12 protein-coding genes are annotated in these 16,516 nt (G+C 54.8%); 1 reads left to right on the forward strand and 11 read right to left on the reverse strand.

Annotated elements, in window-relative coordinates; all coding sequences use genetic code 11:
* Window positions 1-23: 23 nt before the first annotated feature.
* The 11 genes from PGL01S_RS24380 to PGL01S_RS24430 all read right to left on the reverse strand — a co-directional run bounded on the left by PGL01S_RS24380 (window position 24) and on the right by PGL01S_RS24430 (window position 14,394).
* Window positions 24-2,804, reverse strand: coding sequence for an ABC transporter permease (locus tag PGL01S_RS24380; protein ID WP_127497263.1), 2,781 nt, complete (start codon window positions 2,802-2,804; stop codon window positions 24-26).
* Window positions 2,804-3,877 (reverse strand): efflux RND transporter periplasmic adaptor subunit, encoded by a 1,074-nt coding sequence (locus PGL01S_RS24385; RefSeq protein ID WP_127497265.1) that lies wholly within the window; start codon window positions 3,875-3,877, stop codon window positions 2,804-2,806. The genes PGL01S_RS24380 and PGL01S_RS24385 overlap by 1 nt, the downstream gene beginning before the upstream one ends.
* The gene (locus PGL01S_RS24390) at window positions 3,831-4,535 is read right to left on the reverse strand and encodes an ABC transporter ATP-binding protein (protein WP_127497267.1); all 705 of its coding nucleotides are present in this window, start codon (window positions 4,533-4,535) and stop codon (window positions 3,831-3,833) included. The genes PGL01S_RS24385 and PGL01S_RS24390 overlap by 47 nt, the downstream gene beginning before the upstream one ends.
* On the reverse strand, window positions 4,535-6,040 hold the full coding sequence (locus PGL01S_RS24395) for an extracellular solute-binding protein (RefSeq protein WP_127497269.1): 1,506 nt from the start codon (window positions 6,038-6,040) through the stop codon (window positions 4,535-4,537). Before PGL01S_RS24395 ends, PGL01S_RS24390 begins: the two co-directional genes overlap by 1 nt.
* 699 nt (window positions 6,041-6,739) lie before the next feature.
* Window positions 6,740-8,047, reverse strand: coding sequence for a sensor histidine kinase (locus PGL01S_RS24400; RefSeq protein WP_127497272.1), 1,308 nt, complete (start codon window positions 8,045-8,047; stop codon window positions 6,740-6,742).
* A complete protein-coding gene (locus PGL01S_RS24405; RefSeq protein ID WP_127497274.1) occupies window positions 8,044-8,724 on the reverse strand; it encodes a response regulator transcription factor in 681 nt (226 codons plus the stop codon). Before PGL01S_RS24405 ends, PGL01S_RS24400 begins: the two co-directional genes overlap by 4 nt.
* A gap of 84 nt (window positions 8,725-8,808) precedes the next feature.
* Window positions 8,809-10,371 (reverse strand): PucR family transcriptional regulator, encoded by a 1,563-nt coding sequence (locus PGL01S_RS24410; protein WP_164775583.1) that lies wholly within the window; start codon window positions 10,369-10,371, stop codon window positions 8,809-8,811.
* Between the two features lie 84 nt (window positions 10,372-10,455).
* Window positions 10,456-11,451, reverse strand: coding sequence for an ABC transporter substrate-binding protein (locus PGL01S_RS24415; protein ID WP_164775584.1), 996 nt, complete (start codon window positions 11,449-11,451; stop codon window positions 10,456-10,458).
* Between the two features lie 53 nt (window positions 11,452-11,504).
* Window positions 11,505-12,383 carry an ABC transporter permease gene (locus tag PGL01S_RS24420; protein ID WP_127497280.1) on the reverse strand — a complete coding sequence of 293 codons (879 nt, stop codon included), beginning with the start codon at window positions 12,381-12,383 and terminating at the stop codon, window positions 11,505-11,507.
* A 24-nt stretch (window positions 12,384-12,407) separates the two neighbouring features.
* Window positions 12,408-13,181, reverse strand: coding sequence for an ABC transporter ATP-binding protein (locus PGL01S_RS24425; protein ID WP_127497282.1), 774 nt, complete (start codon window positions 13,179-13,181; stop codon window positions 12,408-12,410).
* The gene (locus tag PGL01S_RS24430) at window positions 13,147-14,394 is read right to left on the reverse strand and encodes an amidohydrolase family protein (protein WP_127497284.1); all 1,248 of its coding nucleotides are present in this window, start codon (window positions 14,392-14,394) and stop codon (window positions 13,147-13,149) included. Before PGL01S_RS24430 ends, PGL01S_RS24425 begins: the two co-directional genes overlap by 35 nt.
* Window positions 14,395-14,669: 275 nt before the next feature.
* Between PGL01S_RS24430 and PGL01S_RS24435 the strand changes: the two genes are divergently transcribed.
* On the forward strand, window positions 14,670-15,923 hold the full coding sequence (locus PGL01S_RS24435) for an amidohydrolase family protein (protein ID WP_127497286.1): 1,254 nt from the start codon (window positions 14,670-14,672) through the stop codon (window positions 15,921-15,923).
* Window positions 15,924-16,516 lie beyond the last annotated feature (593 nt).

Raw genomic sequence — 16,516 nt, forward strand, 5'->3', positions numbered from 1 at the left:
CGCCTTATCGTCTGTTGCTTCCATTAACGTTCCTCCCCCAGCTTAACAGCCTGCGTAATGCGGAGACTTCTTAGCTGCCAGAGCAGGAGACAAGCGCCCGCCGCCAGCATGAAGCCAACGGCCGCATAAAGCTTAAGCATATCCTCCGCTTCGAACACAATTCTAAAGGGCGGCACCTGCCTCGCGTTCTCCAGGCTTTTGTCCTGCAGGAACGGCAGGAACAGGCGGCTTGCTAGCTGGCCCAGACCGATCCCCGCGGCAACGGACAGTCCCATCGTGAAGAGCTGCTCCAGAAGCAGCATGCACGTCAGCTGCAGACGAGACAGCCCCATCGCCCGCAGGATGCCAAGCTGAACCGCCCGGCGCGACAACGCGAAGAACCAGAAAATGAGATAACCAAGCAAGGATACCAGCAGCGAGATCAGAAAGCCGAGGCTCAGGATCCCGAACAAACCGCCTTGAGCGGGATGATTGCGACGGTCGATCAGCTCGCCCCGCGCATCCCTTACCGAGCTGACTTCGATTCCCCGGTTGGCAAGCGTGTCCAGTACGTTCGCCAGCTTCGCGCCTTCCTTCATGTTCAGCCACACTTCATAAGGCGTTTTCTCCACCTGCTGATAAATATAATCCAGATTCCCGATAAAAAAAGGCGCTTCATCCTCATACAAGCTGGGCCAATACGGAACCACGCCCACCACGACGAATTCCACGGGGGTATTGTCGTAGCCGATCTGAATGGTAAGCGGATCTCCTTCCTTCAGGCTGTGCTTCTTCGCAAAAGCTTCGGATACAAGCACCGCCTGCTCGGCCGTGCCTAAAGCATTCAAATAATAATAAGGATGCATCTTGTACAAATCGTTGCGGAACCAGGCGGTTCCGGCAAAAGCCGCATTGTCGATTCCGACGACCTGCCCGCTTCCCGCCGACTTGCCGCTTACCTCAACCTTGCCGTTTGCCTTCCATACCCTAGTGGCGGCTTCTACGCCCTGCAGGTTCCGGAATGCCTCAAACGAGGGCTCCGCGTAATAAATTTTGTTCTGGTCATTCTCGTCTTGGACCCCTTCCCACGCAGTATCGAGCACCACGTCGGCGCCATACTCATATTGCGTGCGGTCCGAGGCGTTAAGATCCATCGTCCGTGCAGCCGACGAATTGTACACGCCTAGCCCGATCGTCAGAATAAGCAGAATCATCAGCGGGTAAAAGCTTGCCGCGGAACGGGACAGCTGCGTCAGCGTCACGTATAGGGTAACCGGCATGCGGCTCCGCATAAGCCTATTCCAATACCGCAGCAAAAGCGGAAACAGCCTGAGGCAGAGCAGACCGGCCGCAAAGATCATCAAAGCCGGCAGGACAAATATAACGGTCTGCAGCGTTGTGTCTCCCCCGCTTCCCGCGGACACAAGGCTGCCGCTTTGCAGCATATACCAGCCTGCGGCGGACAAAAGAGCCAAAGCCGCGTCTATGTACAGTCGCTGCCAAAACGGCTTATCCGCGGAGCTCGCCCGCTTCTGGGCATGCTGGACAACGGAGGCTTCCGCAAATTTGCGAACGGGAGCCGTGGATGCCACTACGGCGAGCAGCGTTGCGGCAGCCCCGAAGAGCAGAGACGTTCCGGTAAAGCCAACCGGTATCGATTTTCGGCCGACAAAAGACAGGAACCCGCTGGACGATCCGATGACCTTCGCCATAAACCAGGCCAGCCCCATGCCGAGCAGCAACGCCGATATCCCCAGCAAGACCGATTCCAGCGCATACAAGGCGGTAATCTGGCGGGGACTCGCCCCGCGGCTGTGCAAAACCGCAATGTCGCTGCGCTGCCTCTCCAGCGCCTGCTGCGCATTAAGCGTGATGAAATAGAGCACCATCGCCAGCACCGGAGCAGCCAGCGCGAACAGCATGGCGAGCAGCAGCAGGCTTTGCTTCTGGAACTCATGCAGCATGGCGGCGAAGGAGAGATTCACCTTTGTGCCTGCCAGCATGCCATGCAGCGTAATGTCCAGCCGTCCAAGCTCGCCGATAAGAGGAGCCAGGTCGCGGATCCGGATATTTTGCAGATCAAACGCATAGTACCAGCCGCCGTCGCCCGGCATCAGCTTATCGACGCCAAGCAAGGTTTCGGACATCGTCTTCGGGCTGACCCACAGCGTATCCGCCAGCTTGTCCTTCCCGTCAATCGCCCAGTTCAGATCCGTCTCATTCTTCAGCGTGTAGGAGCCGGTGATGCGGAGGGTCAGCCGCTTTATCTTGCCGTCCTCGTTTTTGGCGTCGTAAGTAAAGGTATCGCCAATCCTCCAATCATACCGTTCCATCGTGTCGTGCAGAGCCAGCACCTCGATGGCGCCGTCCTGAATCCCGTCTCTTGGCAGCTTGCCATCCGTTAGATTCACCGCATCCGGCACGCCGCTCTGCGTGGCAAGCTCCATTCGAACCAAACGTCCGGCCTGCGCGGAGCCGCCGCTCCGAATCGTGGAGGACGGAAGACTAATCCGGCTGGAGTAGGCTTGGGCCGGGAACCCGATACGATCCGGCAATACCTTCCTCATCCAATTGTCCAATTCGCCAAGACCGGACCAATCCGCGTCAGCGCTGCCGTCCGATTGGTATTTCATATACAAGGAAGCGGCCGGCAGGCCTTCCGTCTCCTCCTGCAGCGACTTCGCGACGACCCGCTTCAGCGTGCCGTCCGCGTACATCGGAATGCTCATGGCAAAGGAAGCCGCAACGGTTAAGCCGAGCAGCGTGCTGAGCGTAAACCAGCGGTTTTGCCACATTTTCAGAAATAGAAACTGGAGAATGCGCATTATTTGCCCACAACCTTCTGGCCTTCCTCCAGCCCTTTAATAATCTCAACATCCGTTGAGGTCTGGATGCCGGTCTCGACGTCCACCTCGCCTTTGCTGCCGTCTTTGCCCGCGACAAGCACGTAATGCCTGCTGTTTTGCGTTCTTAGCGAGGATAGGGGAATGGTCAGGGCGTTTTCCTTCCGCTGCACGATAACGGACGCTGACAGAGGGGTCCCCCGGCCAAGGCCGTCAGGCAGCTTATCGAGTTCAATGAGGGTATAGGCGTCAAGCGATTCCTCGTCTCCGTTACCGCCCTGCTGCCCATCCTCAACCGGAAGTCTCTTGACTTTGCCCTTGAATTCGCCCACGGCGTTAATATCCACGATCGTTTCCATGCCGGGGGCAATGCTGTCCATATCGTTTGTGTTGAACTGTACGGCCACGACAAGCGAATCCATATCGGCTATGCGGCCAATCGATTCGTAAGCCCTCGCCAGATCCCCTTTTTCCGCGGTAAAGCTAACGATTGTTCCCGAATACGGGGCGACCAGCTTCAGACTGCTTAACTCCTCCTTCAGCTCGGCAAGCTCCTCCTTCATCAGCTCGTAATCCAGCTGCTGCTTGCGCAGGAGTACGCTATCCGCGGTTTCGGAGTCGCCACGCATCGCTTCCTTTAAATCCAGCTCGGACTTCTCGATATCGATTTCCTTACGCCGGATCTGACTGTTCAGGTCTCCCGGATCAAGCTCTGCCAGCACCTGGCCTTGCTTCACCTTGTCCCCGGCCTTCACATAGACGTCCGTGATCCGCCGGTTATCCGTCTCAAAAAATAAGTTCTCCTCCTGCGCGGACAACAGCTTGCCCGAACCGGTCGCTTTCAGCTCAAGCGTCTTCTTCTTGACCGGATATTCCGGCTTCTGCGAAATTTTCGGCACCTTGATTTCCGGCAATGCCTCCTTCTCTTCCTCCTGCGGCATCAGCGAGCAGCCCGCGAGCAAGGCGAACCCAACTACCGCAAGCACCAGGCCTGCCGCCCGTCCTTTCTTACTCCGGCTCCTGCAGCCGGCCGTCCGCCATCTGATAGACAACATCCGCCGCCTCCCATAACGTAGAATCATGTGTCGTCATGCAGATGGCGATTCCTTCCGCTTCGATAATGTCGCGAAAGATAGCGATAATTCTGGCCGCCATCTGCGAATCCAGCTCCGCTGTTGGTTCATCGGCCAGCAGCAATGCCGGTTTATGGGCGATAGCCTTGGCTATCGCAATCCGCTGCTGCTCGCCGCCCGACAGCTCATAAGGACGATGATTAGCCCGCTTCGTTAGTCCCACCAGCTCCAGGCATCGGGCCGTCCTTGGCTTCCATTCCGAGCGGCGCGCCCCGGCCATCCGCAGCGACAGCTCGACATTCTCCCAGGCGGAGAAGAGCGGCAGCAAAGCAAAGGATTGAAAAACAAAGCCGATCTGCCTGCGCCGAAGCATGGTCAACTGCTTGTCGCTCTGGTTCTGGAACGAACGTCCTCGGAAGAAGACCTCCCCCTCGGAGGGCTGATCCAATCCTCCGAGCAGATTAAGAAGCGTTGTTTTCCCCGAACCGGATCGCCCCCGAAGCATCGTCAGCTTGCCGGATTCGACCGTCAGGTCGATCCCCTTCAACACCTGAAGGGGAATACCGCCGCTAATAAAGCTTTTGTGAACGCCGCGCACCTCAAGCAACAGACCCGCAGGCTGCATAAGTTGAACCGCCATTATTCCGCCGCCTCGTCAGCCAGCGCCTTCGTCAGCAAATCCTGCCCCTGCGACTGAATCGCCTTAAGCACCTCGTCAACGGTTTGCGTGCCCTTTACCGCCTGATCGATCTGACCGGCCGCCATGTTCCCGAAGGACTGGGCAAAGCCTGCCGGCAGCGAGTCCTCCTGCAGCAATGCCTGCTCATTGATTTTCTCGTTATAGAAGGCGTCGATATTCTTGCCGTCCGCTTCGTTCTTGTAGGCTGTTCTGGCCGACAGAGCCGGCGAGGACTTGGAGCTTGTTTTCGCAAGCTGTTCGCCGTTTGCGTACTTCAGGAATTCCCAAGCGGCAGGCAGGTTCTCGGAAGAAGCATTAATCGCAAAAATCGTATCGAGACTCATGCTGCCTGTAGCCCCTTCCTGGGAAGGATCGGTCGGGATCGTGACCAGATCCCAATTCACGTCCTGACCCGGCGCTTTAACGGCTCCGCCGCTGCTTCCCGCCGCTTTGGATGCCGTGGCTGTGGCTATCTTGACGCCGCCGATTCCCATCATGTTCATCAGCATCGGACCATCCACCGTCATAGCCGCTTGTCCGGACATAAACCGCATCGTTGCCGGCCCAAACGAGAAGGTCGGCTTCCCGCCGCCCATTCCGCGGATCATCAGCCCTCCCTGACCACCGCCTCCTTGCGAAGAAACCGTGGAAATGCTGCCCGACTTATATCCGTCCACGACCGACTGGACGACCGCCTTCCATTCCGGCGTATCGAAGGATACCGTCTTGGCTTCTCCGTCCGCATAGAGCAGGCCTTTCGCTTCGCCAATCTCGCGGATCAGCTCGAATGAGTCCCGCGTCTGCATGGGAAGGGACAAGCCGTACAAAGCGTCATCCGCTCCGACTTTGTCCAAGGATACGTTGTCGCTGCCTTTTTTCGCGGGGAACCTTGCCGCCAGCTGCAGCACTTCCTCCCAGCTCATGCCATCCGTCGGATACGGGACGCCGTATTTATCGAACAGGTCTTTATTGTAGTAGAGAGCCTGACTCGAGAAGCTTGGGCTTAACCCGTACAGCTTGCCCCCGCCGCGCGCCTTCAAGAGATCGATAACCGAAGGCAGGAACGAATCCAGATCGAATTTGTCCTGTTTGACCGCGGCATCCAAATCGTACAGCTTGCCGTCCTTTGCAAGCTCCGCGTATTGCTCCTCCGTCAGCAGAACGGCGTCCGGCTGCTGCTCCTCGATAAAGCTCTCCATCGCCGCTACCGGATCATCCGCCGACATCGCCTCCTCCGTCGACACGACCTCAAGCTCCACATTCGGGAACATCGCCTGAAAGGCGTTGCCGTACTGCATGTAGAAGGCCTCCTCGTTGAAATAGCCGACCTTCAGCGTGCCTTTATCCTCTCTGTCGAGACTGCCGAATGCCGAGCCGGCCTCCTTGCCGCCCCCGGATGTACAAGCCGTCAAAGTCAGGGACAAGGCCAGCAGACTTGTGGCAAGCCCTCTTCTTTTTCCTCTCACTAACGATCACCCTTCTTTCGTTTAGTAGCTTCAACGGTTAGTATGATTAACGTTTCTTAGAAAACCGTTAGAGAAGCTGAAAGCAGGCTTAAAGGACGATTAAAGGGAGGTAAAAAAGTTCGGGGACCGCCGCCAAGCGGCATTGCGCTGCTCCAGCGCAGGCATCGGCGAGTGCCACGTGCCCCGTGCCCCGGGCACAGCGCTACTTGCTCCATGATGCTGCATGCTCCATGCACAGCGCTCCTTGATCCATACTCCGTACGGCATGCTACATGCCCCGTGCCCCGTACTCCGTGCTCGGGGCACAGGGCAGCATCTCCCCTTTCGGCGCATGATTAGTTTGCATGGATCCCGTCGCAGCTCGCGCTTGCAGGCGCCCTGCATCATACACATTGCACATTTTGCAGGATAACGATCCGCTTATAGCCGATTGGAGAACCTATCCTGCACGAAATGCAGGATAACTCGCCTGATGGAGCTTGTTTGCGCTGTTTTCCTCCGATATCCTGCATTCCTTGCAGCGTATTTGGGGTTACCGGGCTAAACGAGGCTCATACGCTGCATTTCGTGCAACGTAGGCGCATGGCGACACCACGACTAATCCATTCGAGGTTGGGCACGCGGCATTCGCCGGAAACGAACGAAAAAAACGCCCTCAACTGTCCACTTGGACAGTAAGGACGTTCTCTTATTTATCATTCATCCAGCAGGCAAAGTCACCAATACCCGCGTGCCGACGGCGGGCTTGCTCTCGATGCGGATTTTGCCGCCGTGGCGTTCGACGATCCATTTGGCAATGGCAAGGCCTAATCCCGTTCCGCCTTCTTGTCTCGTCCGTGCCTTGTCCCCGCGGTAGAAACGGTCGAAAATATGCGGGAGATGCTCCGGCTGGATGCCGATTCCCGTATCCTCGACCTCGAGGTAAACGGTATGCGCCAGCTTGCGGCAGGCTACCCTTATTACGCCGCCCTCCAGCGTATATTTAATGGCATTATCCATTAACACCATAAGCAGCTGATGCAGCCGTTCCTCATCGGCCTGGAGCAGGACAGACGACTCTACTTCGCCGCGCAAAATAATATCCTTCACTTCCGCCAGCATCGTCATCTTGCCGATCCCGTCCTGCACAATTCGCTCCATATAGATAGGCCGCTTATCCAGCTCCAACTGATTGGAATCGGAGCGCGCCAGCATGAGCAGTCCGCTGACCAGCTTGCCCAGCCGCCTTGTCTCCTGCAGCACCATGGAAATATGCTTGCTGTCCTGCTCGATTGTATGCTCCGGATGACGGAGCAGCAGCTCCGCATGGGCTTGAATTACCGATAAAGGCGTGCGCAGCTCATGCGAGGCGTCCGAGACGAACTGCTGCTGCTTCTCCATTGAGTTGCGGATGGGAATAAGCGAACGGTTGGCTAAATAATAACCCGCCGCAACGGCGACAAGCAGCCCGATAAAACCGCCGAGGAGCAGAATCATCCGCAGCCGGTTCAGCATGCTTACCTCCGCCGATATGTTCGTAAGCAGCTGATGCTTCACGCCAACCTGCACCTCTCCGCCAATGCTGCTGTATATCAACGGAGCAGCCGTTTCCTTGCTGCCGTTAAATACCCGGTAATACTGATCCCCCAGCTTGACCGTCTCGGGATGATCCCCGAAGTTGTCGGGCTGCAGGCGATTCAGATCCTTTTCCCCAAACATGCCCGCCGCGGGTATCTGGATTGGCTTATTGTCCTCCGTCCAGAACAGCTGGAACACCGGACGATTCATCTGGCCCACCTGATAAATGACGGACGGCTTTGTCTGAAGCGACGGCAGAGCCTGCAAGGTCGTCTTCGAGGCAATGCCAGCCACCGTTAACTGATTGCTCACTCCCGTCAGGGATTTGTCAATCTGCGAGAACATCATGTCTTTCATCACAAAATATACAAACGCGTTCAGCGAAATAAGAAGGATGGATAAAACCGCCGCGTTGCGGATCGTCAGCTGCATTCGGGTACGCTTGATCATTGGGCCCTCTCCTTCAGCATATACCCGACTCCGCGGATCGTATGGATATAACGGTCGCAGCCGGAAGGCGTGAGCTTTTTCCGCAAATAATGGACGTACACATCCACTACCCCCGGACTCGCATCCGAATCTATCCCCCATACGCGGTCAAGCAGCTGCTCCTTCGTCAGAATCTGCTCCCGGTTCAGCAGCAGAAACTCCATCAGCTCGAATTCCTTGGCCGTCAGCTTCAGCGCCTCGCCGTTCGCGTATCCTTCCATGAAGTTACATTTAACCGAGAGGCTGCCGTAGGTCAGCTCCCCGTCCTTTGCTCCACGCAGCTGTCGCCGCATGAGCACGCGAAGCCTGGCCAGCAGCTCCCGCATGGCAAAAGGCTTAATCATATAATCATCGGCGCCCGAATCCAGGCCAAGCACCCGGTCCTCTACGCCGTCCCTCGCCGTCAGCAGCAGAATAGGCACCGCATTTCCTTTTTCGCGCAGCTCCTTCAGCACGGTTACGCCGTCCATGCCAGGCAGCATAATATCCAGAATAATCAAGTCATGAATGCGCTGATCGGCCAAATACAGCCCCTCCAGCCCGTTATCGGCTTCATCGACCTGATAAGCTTCTTCCTTCAGAACCGTCGCGATGGCATCGCGAAGCGGTCTCTCGTCTTCCACCATTAGTATCCGCAAGGCTATCTGCCCTTTCTTCTAATCATAATCGCTCGCCCCATTGTACAGGACGAACCTTAAGAAAGGGTTAGAAATCCGCTACCGCTAATCCGTCATTCGCAAAAATAGTACAGCCAGGCGAAGCTTCATGAAATCATTCGGTTTCTTGAAGTCCAGGCCAAGCAGCTCGCTCATTTTCTCCAGCCTATAGCTTACCGTGTTCCTGTGAACATATAGCTGCCTGGCCGTGTCGCCAAGCAAGCCCTCGTTCCCCACAAACGCTTCCAGCGTTTGAAGCATATCCTGCGCCCCGGTGGAATCGCTGTCGAGCAGCGGCCCCAGAACATGCCTGCAGTAATGACGCATGCTGTCCTCCGGAACAAACTGGAATAAATGAGCCATCTGTATCGTGTCGAAATGCAAAATCTGCTCCCGCGACCGCAGCTTCCGGCTCAGCTTAATCGTTTCCTTGCATTCGTCAAACGCTTCGGCAAACTGCATGGCTGTATCCTTTGGCGTACTAAAGGCAAATTGAATCAACCTATCCTTTGGGCTCACCGCCTCAAGAGAGGACGCCAGCGCCTGAATCGTCCCGGCGCTGGTCACCGGGTAGATCGACAACAGCCCTGCCTCCGTTACAACATGATAGCCCCTTTTATCGCGAATGGCCGGATTGAATTCCAGCTCCTGCCGCACAGCCTTAAGCCGGGTCGGCTTCAACCGGTTTCCTTCCACCTCTTCGGCCGTACATAATACGCAGACGAATCGGCTGTCCAATACATGCACGCCGGCCTTTTCCGCCTGATGAAGCACCGTATCCAGAGAGGCGCCTGCCTCCAGATAATGATTGATGATTGCGCCAAGCTCCTGATGCCAGAATGTCTCCGAGCCATTCTCCATCATCTTGGACAAGTAATAGGCGAGCATCTCCGAGGCTTGATGGAATAATCCCTCCTCGGATTTCGGCAAGTAATCGACCGGCAGCACAAAGATGGCAAATCCAATGCAATCATCCCCATGAAATAACGGCAGCCGATATAATTGCCGGTCAGTCTTCGTTATTCTGCGCGGCTCCGGCTTCCAGGGCCATTCGCCCATCAGCTCCCCCTCCGAGCAGTCGGAGTCATTAAATAGAATGTGGCCTCTTCCGCCCACAATCGCCATCGGGTATTCCATGACCGAAGCTATACGCTGAAACGGATTATCCGCGATGTCTTGGTAGAGAGCAACCTTCATTAATCGCTTTTGCTTCTCGACGACCCGCTTAAGCCATGACGTATTGCGGTTGATCTCGTCCTGCAGCAGCCCGTTGATCTGATCGGAGAAAGCGAACGGGTAAGGCAGCTCGATTAAAGGAAATCCAAGCGCATCCGCTTCTTCGATAAGCGCAGCGGGCATCTCCGACCAGAACCTGCCAAGCTTAATGCCAAGACCGGCGGAATGCCGCTGATGCAGGCTTCTTATCGTAGCAATGGCATCCTCTACGGAGTCTTTGAATACGTAGGCCGTCGTAAAAAACATATCCCCGTCTTTTGCCCATTGCACAAAGTCGGGAGCATCAATAATATTAAGCGATTTAAGCGGCCGGGAGCCTCCGGCCCTTCCCGCAACCAGCTTTCCTTCAGATAATGGATAGACGCGCATGGCCTCTTCAACGGTCAACAACATAGAATCCCCTCCCGCTAGCTGTAGCGGCTTAAATAGCCTAAAGGGCTCCCCCATTTGGAGGAACCCGGACTATGCAAGCCCTGACTATTTTTCAGGCAAAAATTCATTCGTGTAGAATTGATCTATTGTCAAATCCTTTGTTACCAGGCCCGCTTCCTTCATCTGACCAAGCAGCGTTGTCCAGCGCTCCTCCGACATGTAACCCGTACCGTGGGAAGCGGCGTCCCCGCCGAATACGAAATCCTTCGCCACGCCTTGCGCATAGGCAAGATGATCGAGGGCGTAATCCTTGTTGTAGCTGTTAATAACCTTGTTCACTTCATCGCCATGCTTATAATAGTAATCCCAGCCTTCTGTTGTGGCTTTTAAGTACGCTTTAATCACTTCCGGCTTTTCTTTAATCATTTTCTCCGTCGTAATGACTACGTTGCCGTAAGGATTATAGCCAAGATCGGCGTTGAGGAACCAATCTACGTCCACATTCTGTGATTTCAGCACAAACGGCTCATTCGTCGCGTAGCCTTGCTGCACGGCATTTTTATCCGCCACGAATCCTGCCAGCGAGCCATTGTAAGCTTGGATCTTTACATTGTTCAGCTTGTATTTGTATGCAAGATACTGCCAGTACGGGAAGCCTGTCGCCACATAGACGTTATGGCCGTTCAGATCTTCGATTTTGTTAATGTCCGACCCCTTATGGAAAATCAGATTTTGAGGATTGGTCTGCAAATCCGCGTAGACCGCCACTACCGGGATGCCTTCCTGTCTAGCCAGAATGACCTCGTCGGCTTGGGACATGGCGAAGTCGACTTTGCCGGAAGCCACTAGCTGCACGTTGGATATTTGAGGGCCGCCTTGCTGGATCGTTACGTCCAGCCCGGCATTTTTGTAAATGTCTCCGGATAACGCCGCAAAGTGACCGCCCATCTCCGGCTGCGCGAACCAGCTCATTTGCTGAATGACCTTGGCCGGTTTATCCGGCGAGAAAGCCGTGCTGCTGCCTCCATTGCTGGAGCAGGCAGTTAATGCCACTGCTATCGCAGCTATAAACCCGGTTTTGAATAATAACGACTTCTTCATTGTCATGTCCCCCTATATCCTCATTTAATGGATGCCGATTATTCCTCGCTCAGTTAATCCTTATCCGATCCAATCGCCGACTCATGCCAATGGCGCAGGGTGAAATGGGAGATCGCTGCAACGCTCAGATAGAAAGCCATTCCTAGCAGCGAAGCCGCAATCGTACAGGCGAACAGAAACGAGGTCTGCATCTGCACGGCAGCCGAGGTAATGGCCATGCCTAATCCGCCTTTCCCCCCGCCAATACCGGCTACGAATTCACCAATAATAGCGCCAATGACCGCCATGCCGCTGGAGATTTTCATCCCCCCGAGCATATAGGGCAAAGCGTACGGAAAACGGAGCTTCCAGACGGTCGTCCACGTACCCGATTTATACATCCGCATCAACTGAACCAGATTGCGGTCCGTGGAGGACAATCCCAGGTTCGTGTTCGAAATAATAGGGAAGATCGCGACGATAAGCGAAATGAAAACGATGGAGTTCATCCCCGGGCCCAGCCAGATCACGACCAGAGGAGCGATCGCGACGACGGGAATGGTCTGCAGCACAACCGCGTAAGGCTGAATCCCCCATCGGATCCATTTGGACGCCATCATCAGCAAAGCGACGGCGGTGCCAAGCAATACGCTAAGCAGGAAGCCGAGCAGCGCCGCCGCAAACGTATTGCCCGCTGCCTGGAGTAGATCCGGGAATCCCTTTAGCGCCGCACGCCAAATATCGGAGGGTGCCGGAAGAAGATATTTGGGCGTATTTAAAAGCCGCACGCCAAGCTGCCATATCGCCAGAAGAAAAAGAATAAAAACAACGGGTGTTGCGGTCTTATAGACGAGCTGCCGGTGTTTCTTCGTAGACCCGCCTATGGGCGGGACTCCGTCTTTAGCCATCATGGTCACGGAAGTCGTTGTCGCTTGTCCGTTTGCCTGCATCATTACTGTCCACCTCTTTCCGGGCCGTTAGGATAATGTATTGGTTATCAATCGAACCTTTTCTCCAAATACAGGAGAAGTCATAAAGGCATTCGTTCGCGGATATGCTTCTTCAATCGGAACCACCTGCTTGATTCTCCCCGGATGCGCCTCCATCGCTACCACGTGCCCCGACAGATACACAGCCTCAAATACGCTATGCGTAACAAACACAATCGTCAGCTTGGATTGGCTCCAGATGCTGAGGAGCTCCTCGTGCAGCCGGTGCCTCGTCATCTCGTCCAAAGCGCCAAACGGTTCATCCATGAACAGCAGCTTTGGTTCGGACACAAGCGCCCGGGCAATGGATACCCTCATCTTCATCCCGCCGGACAGCTGGCGCGGATAGCTGTTCGCATACCCCGCCAAGCCAACCTTTTCCAAGGAAGCCATAGCCCGGGCTTTTCGTTCCTCAGACGGGACGCCGCTTATTTCTAAAGGCAGGGCAACATTGGCCAGAACCGTACGCCAAGGCATCAGATTCGCTTCCTGGAAAACGAAGCTTGCTTGCTCTTTGTTGGCAGCGGAACCGGCCTGAAGCTGCACTTGGCCTGAAGTCGCTTGATCAAGACCAGCCATAATGCGAAGCAAAGTAGATTTGCCGCAACCGGACGGACCGACCAGCGAAACAAACTCGCCTTCTCTGATGGAGAGATGAATGCCGCTGAGCGCTAGCGTGCCATTCTCGTATTGCTTAACAACGTCATGGATCCGGATAGCCTCTGCCTCAGCGGTAGTCTCCAAATAAGCTGTCGTATTCATCAGGCGATTCGCTCCTTTCGGGAATGTTGTTCCAAGCGTTATCATTGCTCTTGCCTTGCCACAGGGCTCCGGCAACCGGAAGGCCCGCCTTGCAGACCAACTGCCGCCTTGGCAAAGCTGCCAGTGCATGCGGCGCGTTCAACGCATGCACAAGGACGAAATCCGCCGCATCGCCCGCCTTGAGCTCCAGCGAGCCGTTAGACATCCATTGAAAGACCGAAGCCATGCGGAGGTCATCATTCCATACCTGCTTCTCCGCCAACAGTCTGCCTCGGCGCAATATATCCGGATGACCGTACGGCGTCCATGCGTCCAGTCCGGTATGATCGGTTGCAAACGATACCTTTACACCCTGCTTCGCAAGCAGCGGAACCGGCGGCATTGCGGTATCGATCGGAACGCTTGTCACCAGATCCATCTCTTCCCCCGCCATTCGGCTTCCAAGTTCCGCAACAAGCCCGGTATCTACCTCGCCAAGCCCATAGGCGTGACTGACGGTCACCTTGCCCTTCATGCCGGCCTCTGCGGAATACTCCAGCATTTTTTCGATGGTATACACGCCTAGGTGACCCGGATCATGCAAGTGTAGATCAATCCGTTTATCAAATTCCGCAGCAAGCTCGAACATGGTGTGCAGGGATAGCTCGACGTGGCGGTCGACGCCAGCCGGATCCACTCCGCCGACCAGGTCGGCACCCATTCGTAGGGCTTCCCGGATATAAGGCGTGGATTGCGAACGGAGCAGGCCTTGCTGTGGAAAGGCAACAAGCTCGATGGCCATCCTTGAAGCAAAATCTTCTTTTAATTGAAGCATCAGTTCCAGATGGGACAGGCCAATATCCGGATCGATGTCTACATGAACCCTTGCTTCCACCGTACCCGCCGCAAGCATAGCCTCAAGCGTCCTGACGGCCAGCTCCTTGCGGCGGTTCTTGCAGCTTGCCAGCAGCTCCTTTTCCAGCTGGAACTGGTCCAGAATGGAGGAGACCGGCGTCCGGGAAATCCAGCGATCCGGCGGAAAGGCTTTATCAAGATGAACATGGGCGTCCCGGAAAGCCGGCAGCAACAGCATGCCTCGAGCGTTCCAAACGGAATCCTCCCGCTCTGAAGCAACCTCGGAGGAATCAAACTTCGCAACACGGCCCTTTTCAATGATCAGCGTTCCTATGCGTCCGTTCATGTTTACTTGCTGAATAAGCAGTCGTTTCTCCATTATGCGATTTCCCCCTGATACCGTTATCGCTCAATTTACTATTTGTTTGTGTGAGGTAAATGGCTTGCGTTCTTTGTCTTACTCGAATTATGCGGGGGACAGCTGTAATCCGTCAATTATGTATGTTAACTTTTATAACACGACATAAAGGAAACCCTTTCAATTGTGCATAGCTAAAAATCGCTATTCCCAGCCTTTCCAGCTCCTCTCCCCCTCGGCATAATGTTAATTAGCATATTTATATGTAATATAAACTCACACAAAGGATGATCGTTATGCTGGATATTTTATTCGTCAGATCGGCTGGCCTGCATTCGGACTCGCTTCGAGATATTGGTGTAAAGGACGGGAAAATTACGTATATCGCTAATCATTCCGATGCTGCTCCCGAGAGCAAGGAGGTGTGCAGCTTGGATGGAAAGCTGCTGTTGCCCGGTCTGGTAGAGCCGCATATTCATTTGGATAAAGCTTTGCTGCTGGAACGAATGTCCGAGGATATCACGGATCTTCGCAAAGCTATCGAGGTAACCTCTTGCCTGAAGCAATCTTTTACGGCGGAGGATATCTATGAAAGGGCTATGCGCATTATCGAGCAGGCTGTACGCAAAGGAATTACCCATATGCGTTGCCATGCGGAGGTGGATCCGGTCATTGGGTTAACTTCTATGGAAGCCATGGTAAATCTTAAGAAGCAGCTGAAAGGAATAATCGATCTGCAGGTTGTCGCCTTCCCGCAGGATGGCTTGTTCCATGACGAGGGAATGCCTTTGTTAATGAAGCAGGCGGTAGCGCTTGGGGCCGATGCGATTGGCGGAATTACTTATATGGATGCGGATGTAGGGGCCCATCTGGAGTTCGTATTCCGTCTGGCGCAGCAATACGGACTTCCGGTTGACCTGCATGTCGATTTCTCCGATAACCCCAAACAGCTTGCCATTAGAGAAGTGATTGAGGCCACCCGGAAATTCGGAATGAATGGCCAAGTGAGCGTCGGCCACCTGACTTCCCTCGGGGCTGCCGGGCATGCGGAAGCCGAGAGAATTGCCGCTGGCATTGCCGAGGCAGGAATTCATGTCATCAGCCTGCCTTTAACCGACTTGTACTTAAATGGTAGAGGAGAACATAAAGGGGATTACCGCGGACTTACGCCAATCTCCTTGCTCCTTGAGCATGGCGTAAATGTAATCTACGGAAGCAATAATGTCCAAAATGCGTTTACGCCATTCGGGACGACGGACCCGCTGGATGTTGGGCTGCTGCTCGCGCAGACCTCTCATTTAGGCAGTGCGAAAGACGCCAGGCGGCTTGTTAGCATGGCAACGGACGGATCCGCTGCAGCTCTAGGCCTTTCCGGTTACGGAATCCGCATTGGAGCCGATGCGGATTTAGTCGTCTGCAGCGCCAAAGATGCACGATCCCTGTTATATGAACGCCCGGAACGCGAACGTGTTTACAAGAATGGAAGACTCGTCTCCCAAACGGAGGTCAAGCAGTATAATTGGATGAGCATGGAGGAAACGGTTAGGTAACTCAAAGACCGGCTGACTCCTGACCATGATGACCGAGTCTGCCGTGAAGCCTGATCTCTCGGTGCCATGCCTAAGCCCGCTTTGGCGCTCGAGACTGCCACTTCAGCGGCTTTAAGGTCCCTTAGGGACCTAAACCGTCTAACTAGCTACTCTTTTTACTTAGTTAAGGTCCCTTAGGGACCTTACCTTCCCATGCCAGCGCTCACTTTGGCGCTCGAGACAACCGCTTCAGCAGCTTTAAGGTCCCTCAGGGACCTTAACCGTCTAACTAGTTACTCTTTTTACTTGCTTAAGGTCCCTTAGGGACCTTAACTTCCCATGCCTATGCCCGCTTCGGCGCTCGAGACTGCCATTTCAGTGACTTTAAGGTCCTTTAGGGACCTTAACCGTCTAACTAGCTACTCTTTTCGCTTGCTTAAGGTCCCTTAGGGACGTTAACTTCCCATGCCAGCGCCCGCTTCGGCGCTTGAGACTGCCACTATAGCAACGATAAGACCCTACCGGGGTCTTATCGATTGGCTTTCTTCCGTTCTTGCCATGCTTAAGACCCTCCCAGGGTCTTATCTCGCTGCACGCAGCCCGTTTCAGCACTA

The organism is Paenibacillus glycanilyticus NBRC 16618 (assembly GCF_004000805.1).
Lineage (GTDB): Bacteria > Bacillota > Bacilli > Paenibacillales > Paenibacillaceae > Pristimantibacillus > Pristimantibacillus glycanilyticus.

Bases quoted from the DNA above. Each gene is read 5' to 3' on its own strand.
- PGL01S_RS24420 (WP_127497280.1), bottom strand. From the start codon at position 12,383: ATGATGCAGGCAAACGGACAAGCGACAACGACTTCCGTGACCATGATG.
- PGL01S_RS24380 (WP_127497263.1), bottom strand. From the start codon at position 2,804: ATGCGCATTCTCCAGTTTCTATTTCTGAAAATGTGGCAAAACCGCTGG.
- PGL01S_RS24425 (WP_127497282.1), bottom strand. From the start codon at position 13,181: ATGAATACGACAGCTTATTTGGAGACTACCGCTGAGGCAGAGGCTATC.
- PGL01S_RS24400 (WP_127497272.1), bottom strand. From the start codon at position 8,047: ATGATCAAGCGTACCCGAATGCAGCTGACGATCCGCAACGCGGCGGTT.
- PGL01S_RS24415 (WP_164775584.1), bottom strand. From the start codon at position 11,451: ATGAAGAAGTCGTTATTATTCAAAACCGGGTTTATAGCTGCGATAGCA.
- PGL01S_RS24410 (WP_164775583.1), bottom strand. From the start codon at position 10,371: ATGTTGTTGACCGTTGAAGAGGCCATGCGCGTCTATCCATTATCTGAA.
- PGL01S_RS24435 (WP_127497286.1), top strand. From the start codon at position 14,670: ATGCTGGATATTTTATTCGTCAGATCGGCTGGCCTGCATTCGGACTCG.
- PGL01S_RS24430 (WP_127497284.1), bottom strand. From the start codon at position 14,394: ATGGAGAAACGACTGCTTATTCAGCAAGTAAACATGAACGGACGCATA.
- PGL01S_RS24385 (WP_127497265.1), bottom strand. From the start codon at position 3,877: ATGTTGTCTATCAGATGGCGGACGGCCGGCTGCAGGAGCCGGAGTAAG.
- PGL01S_RS24390 (WP_127497267.1), bottom strand. From the start codon at position 4,535: ATGGCGGTTCAACTTATGCAGCCTGCGGGTCTGTTGCTTGAGGTGCGC.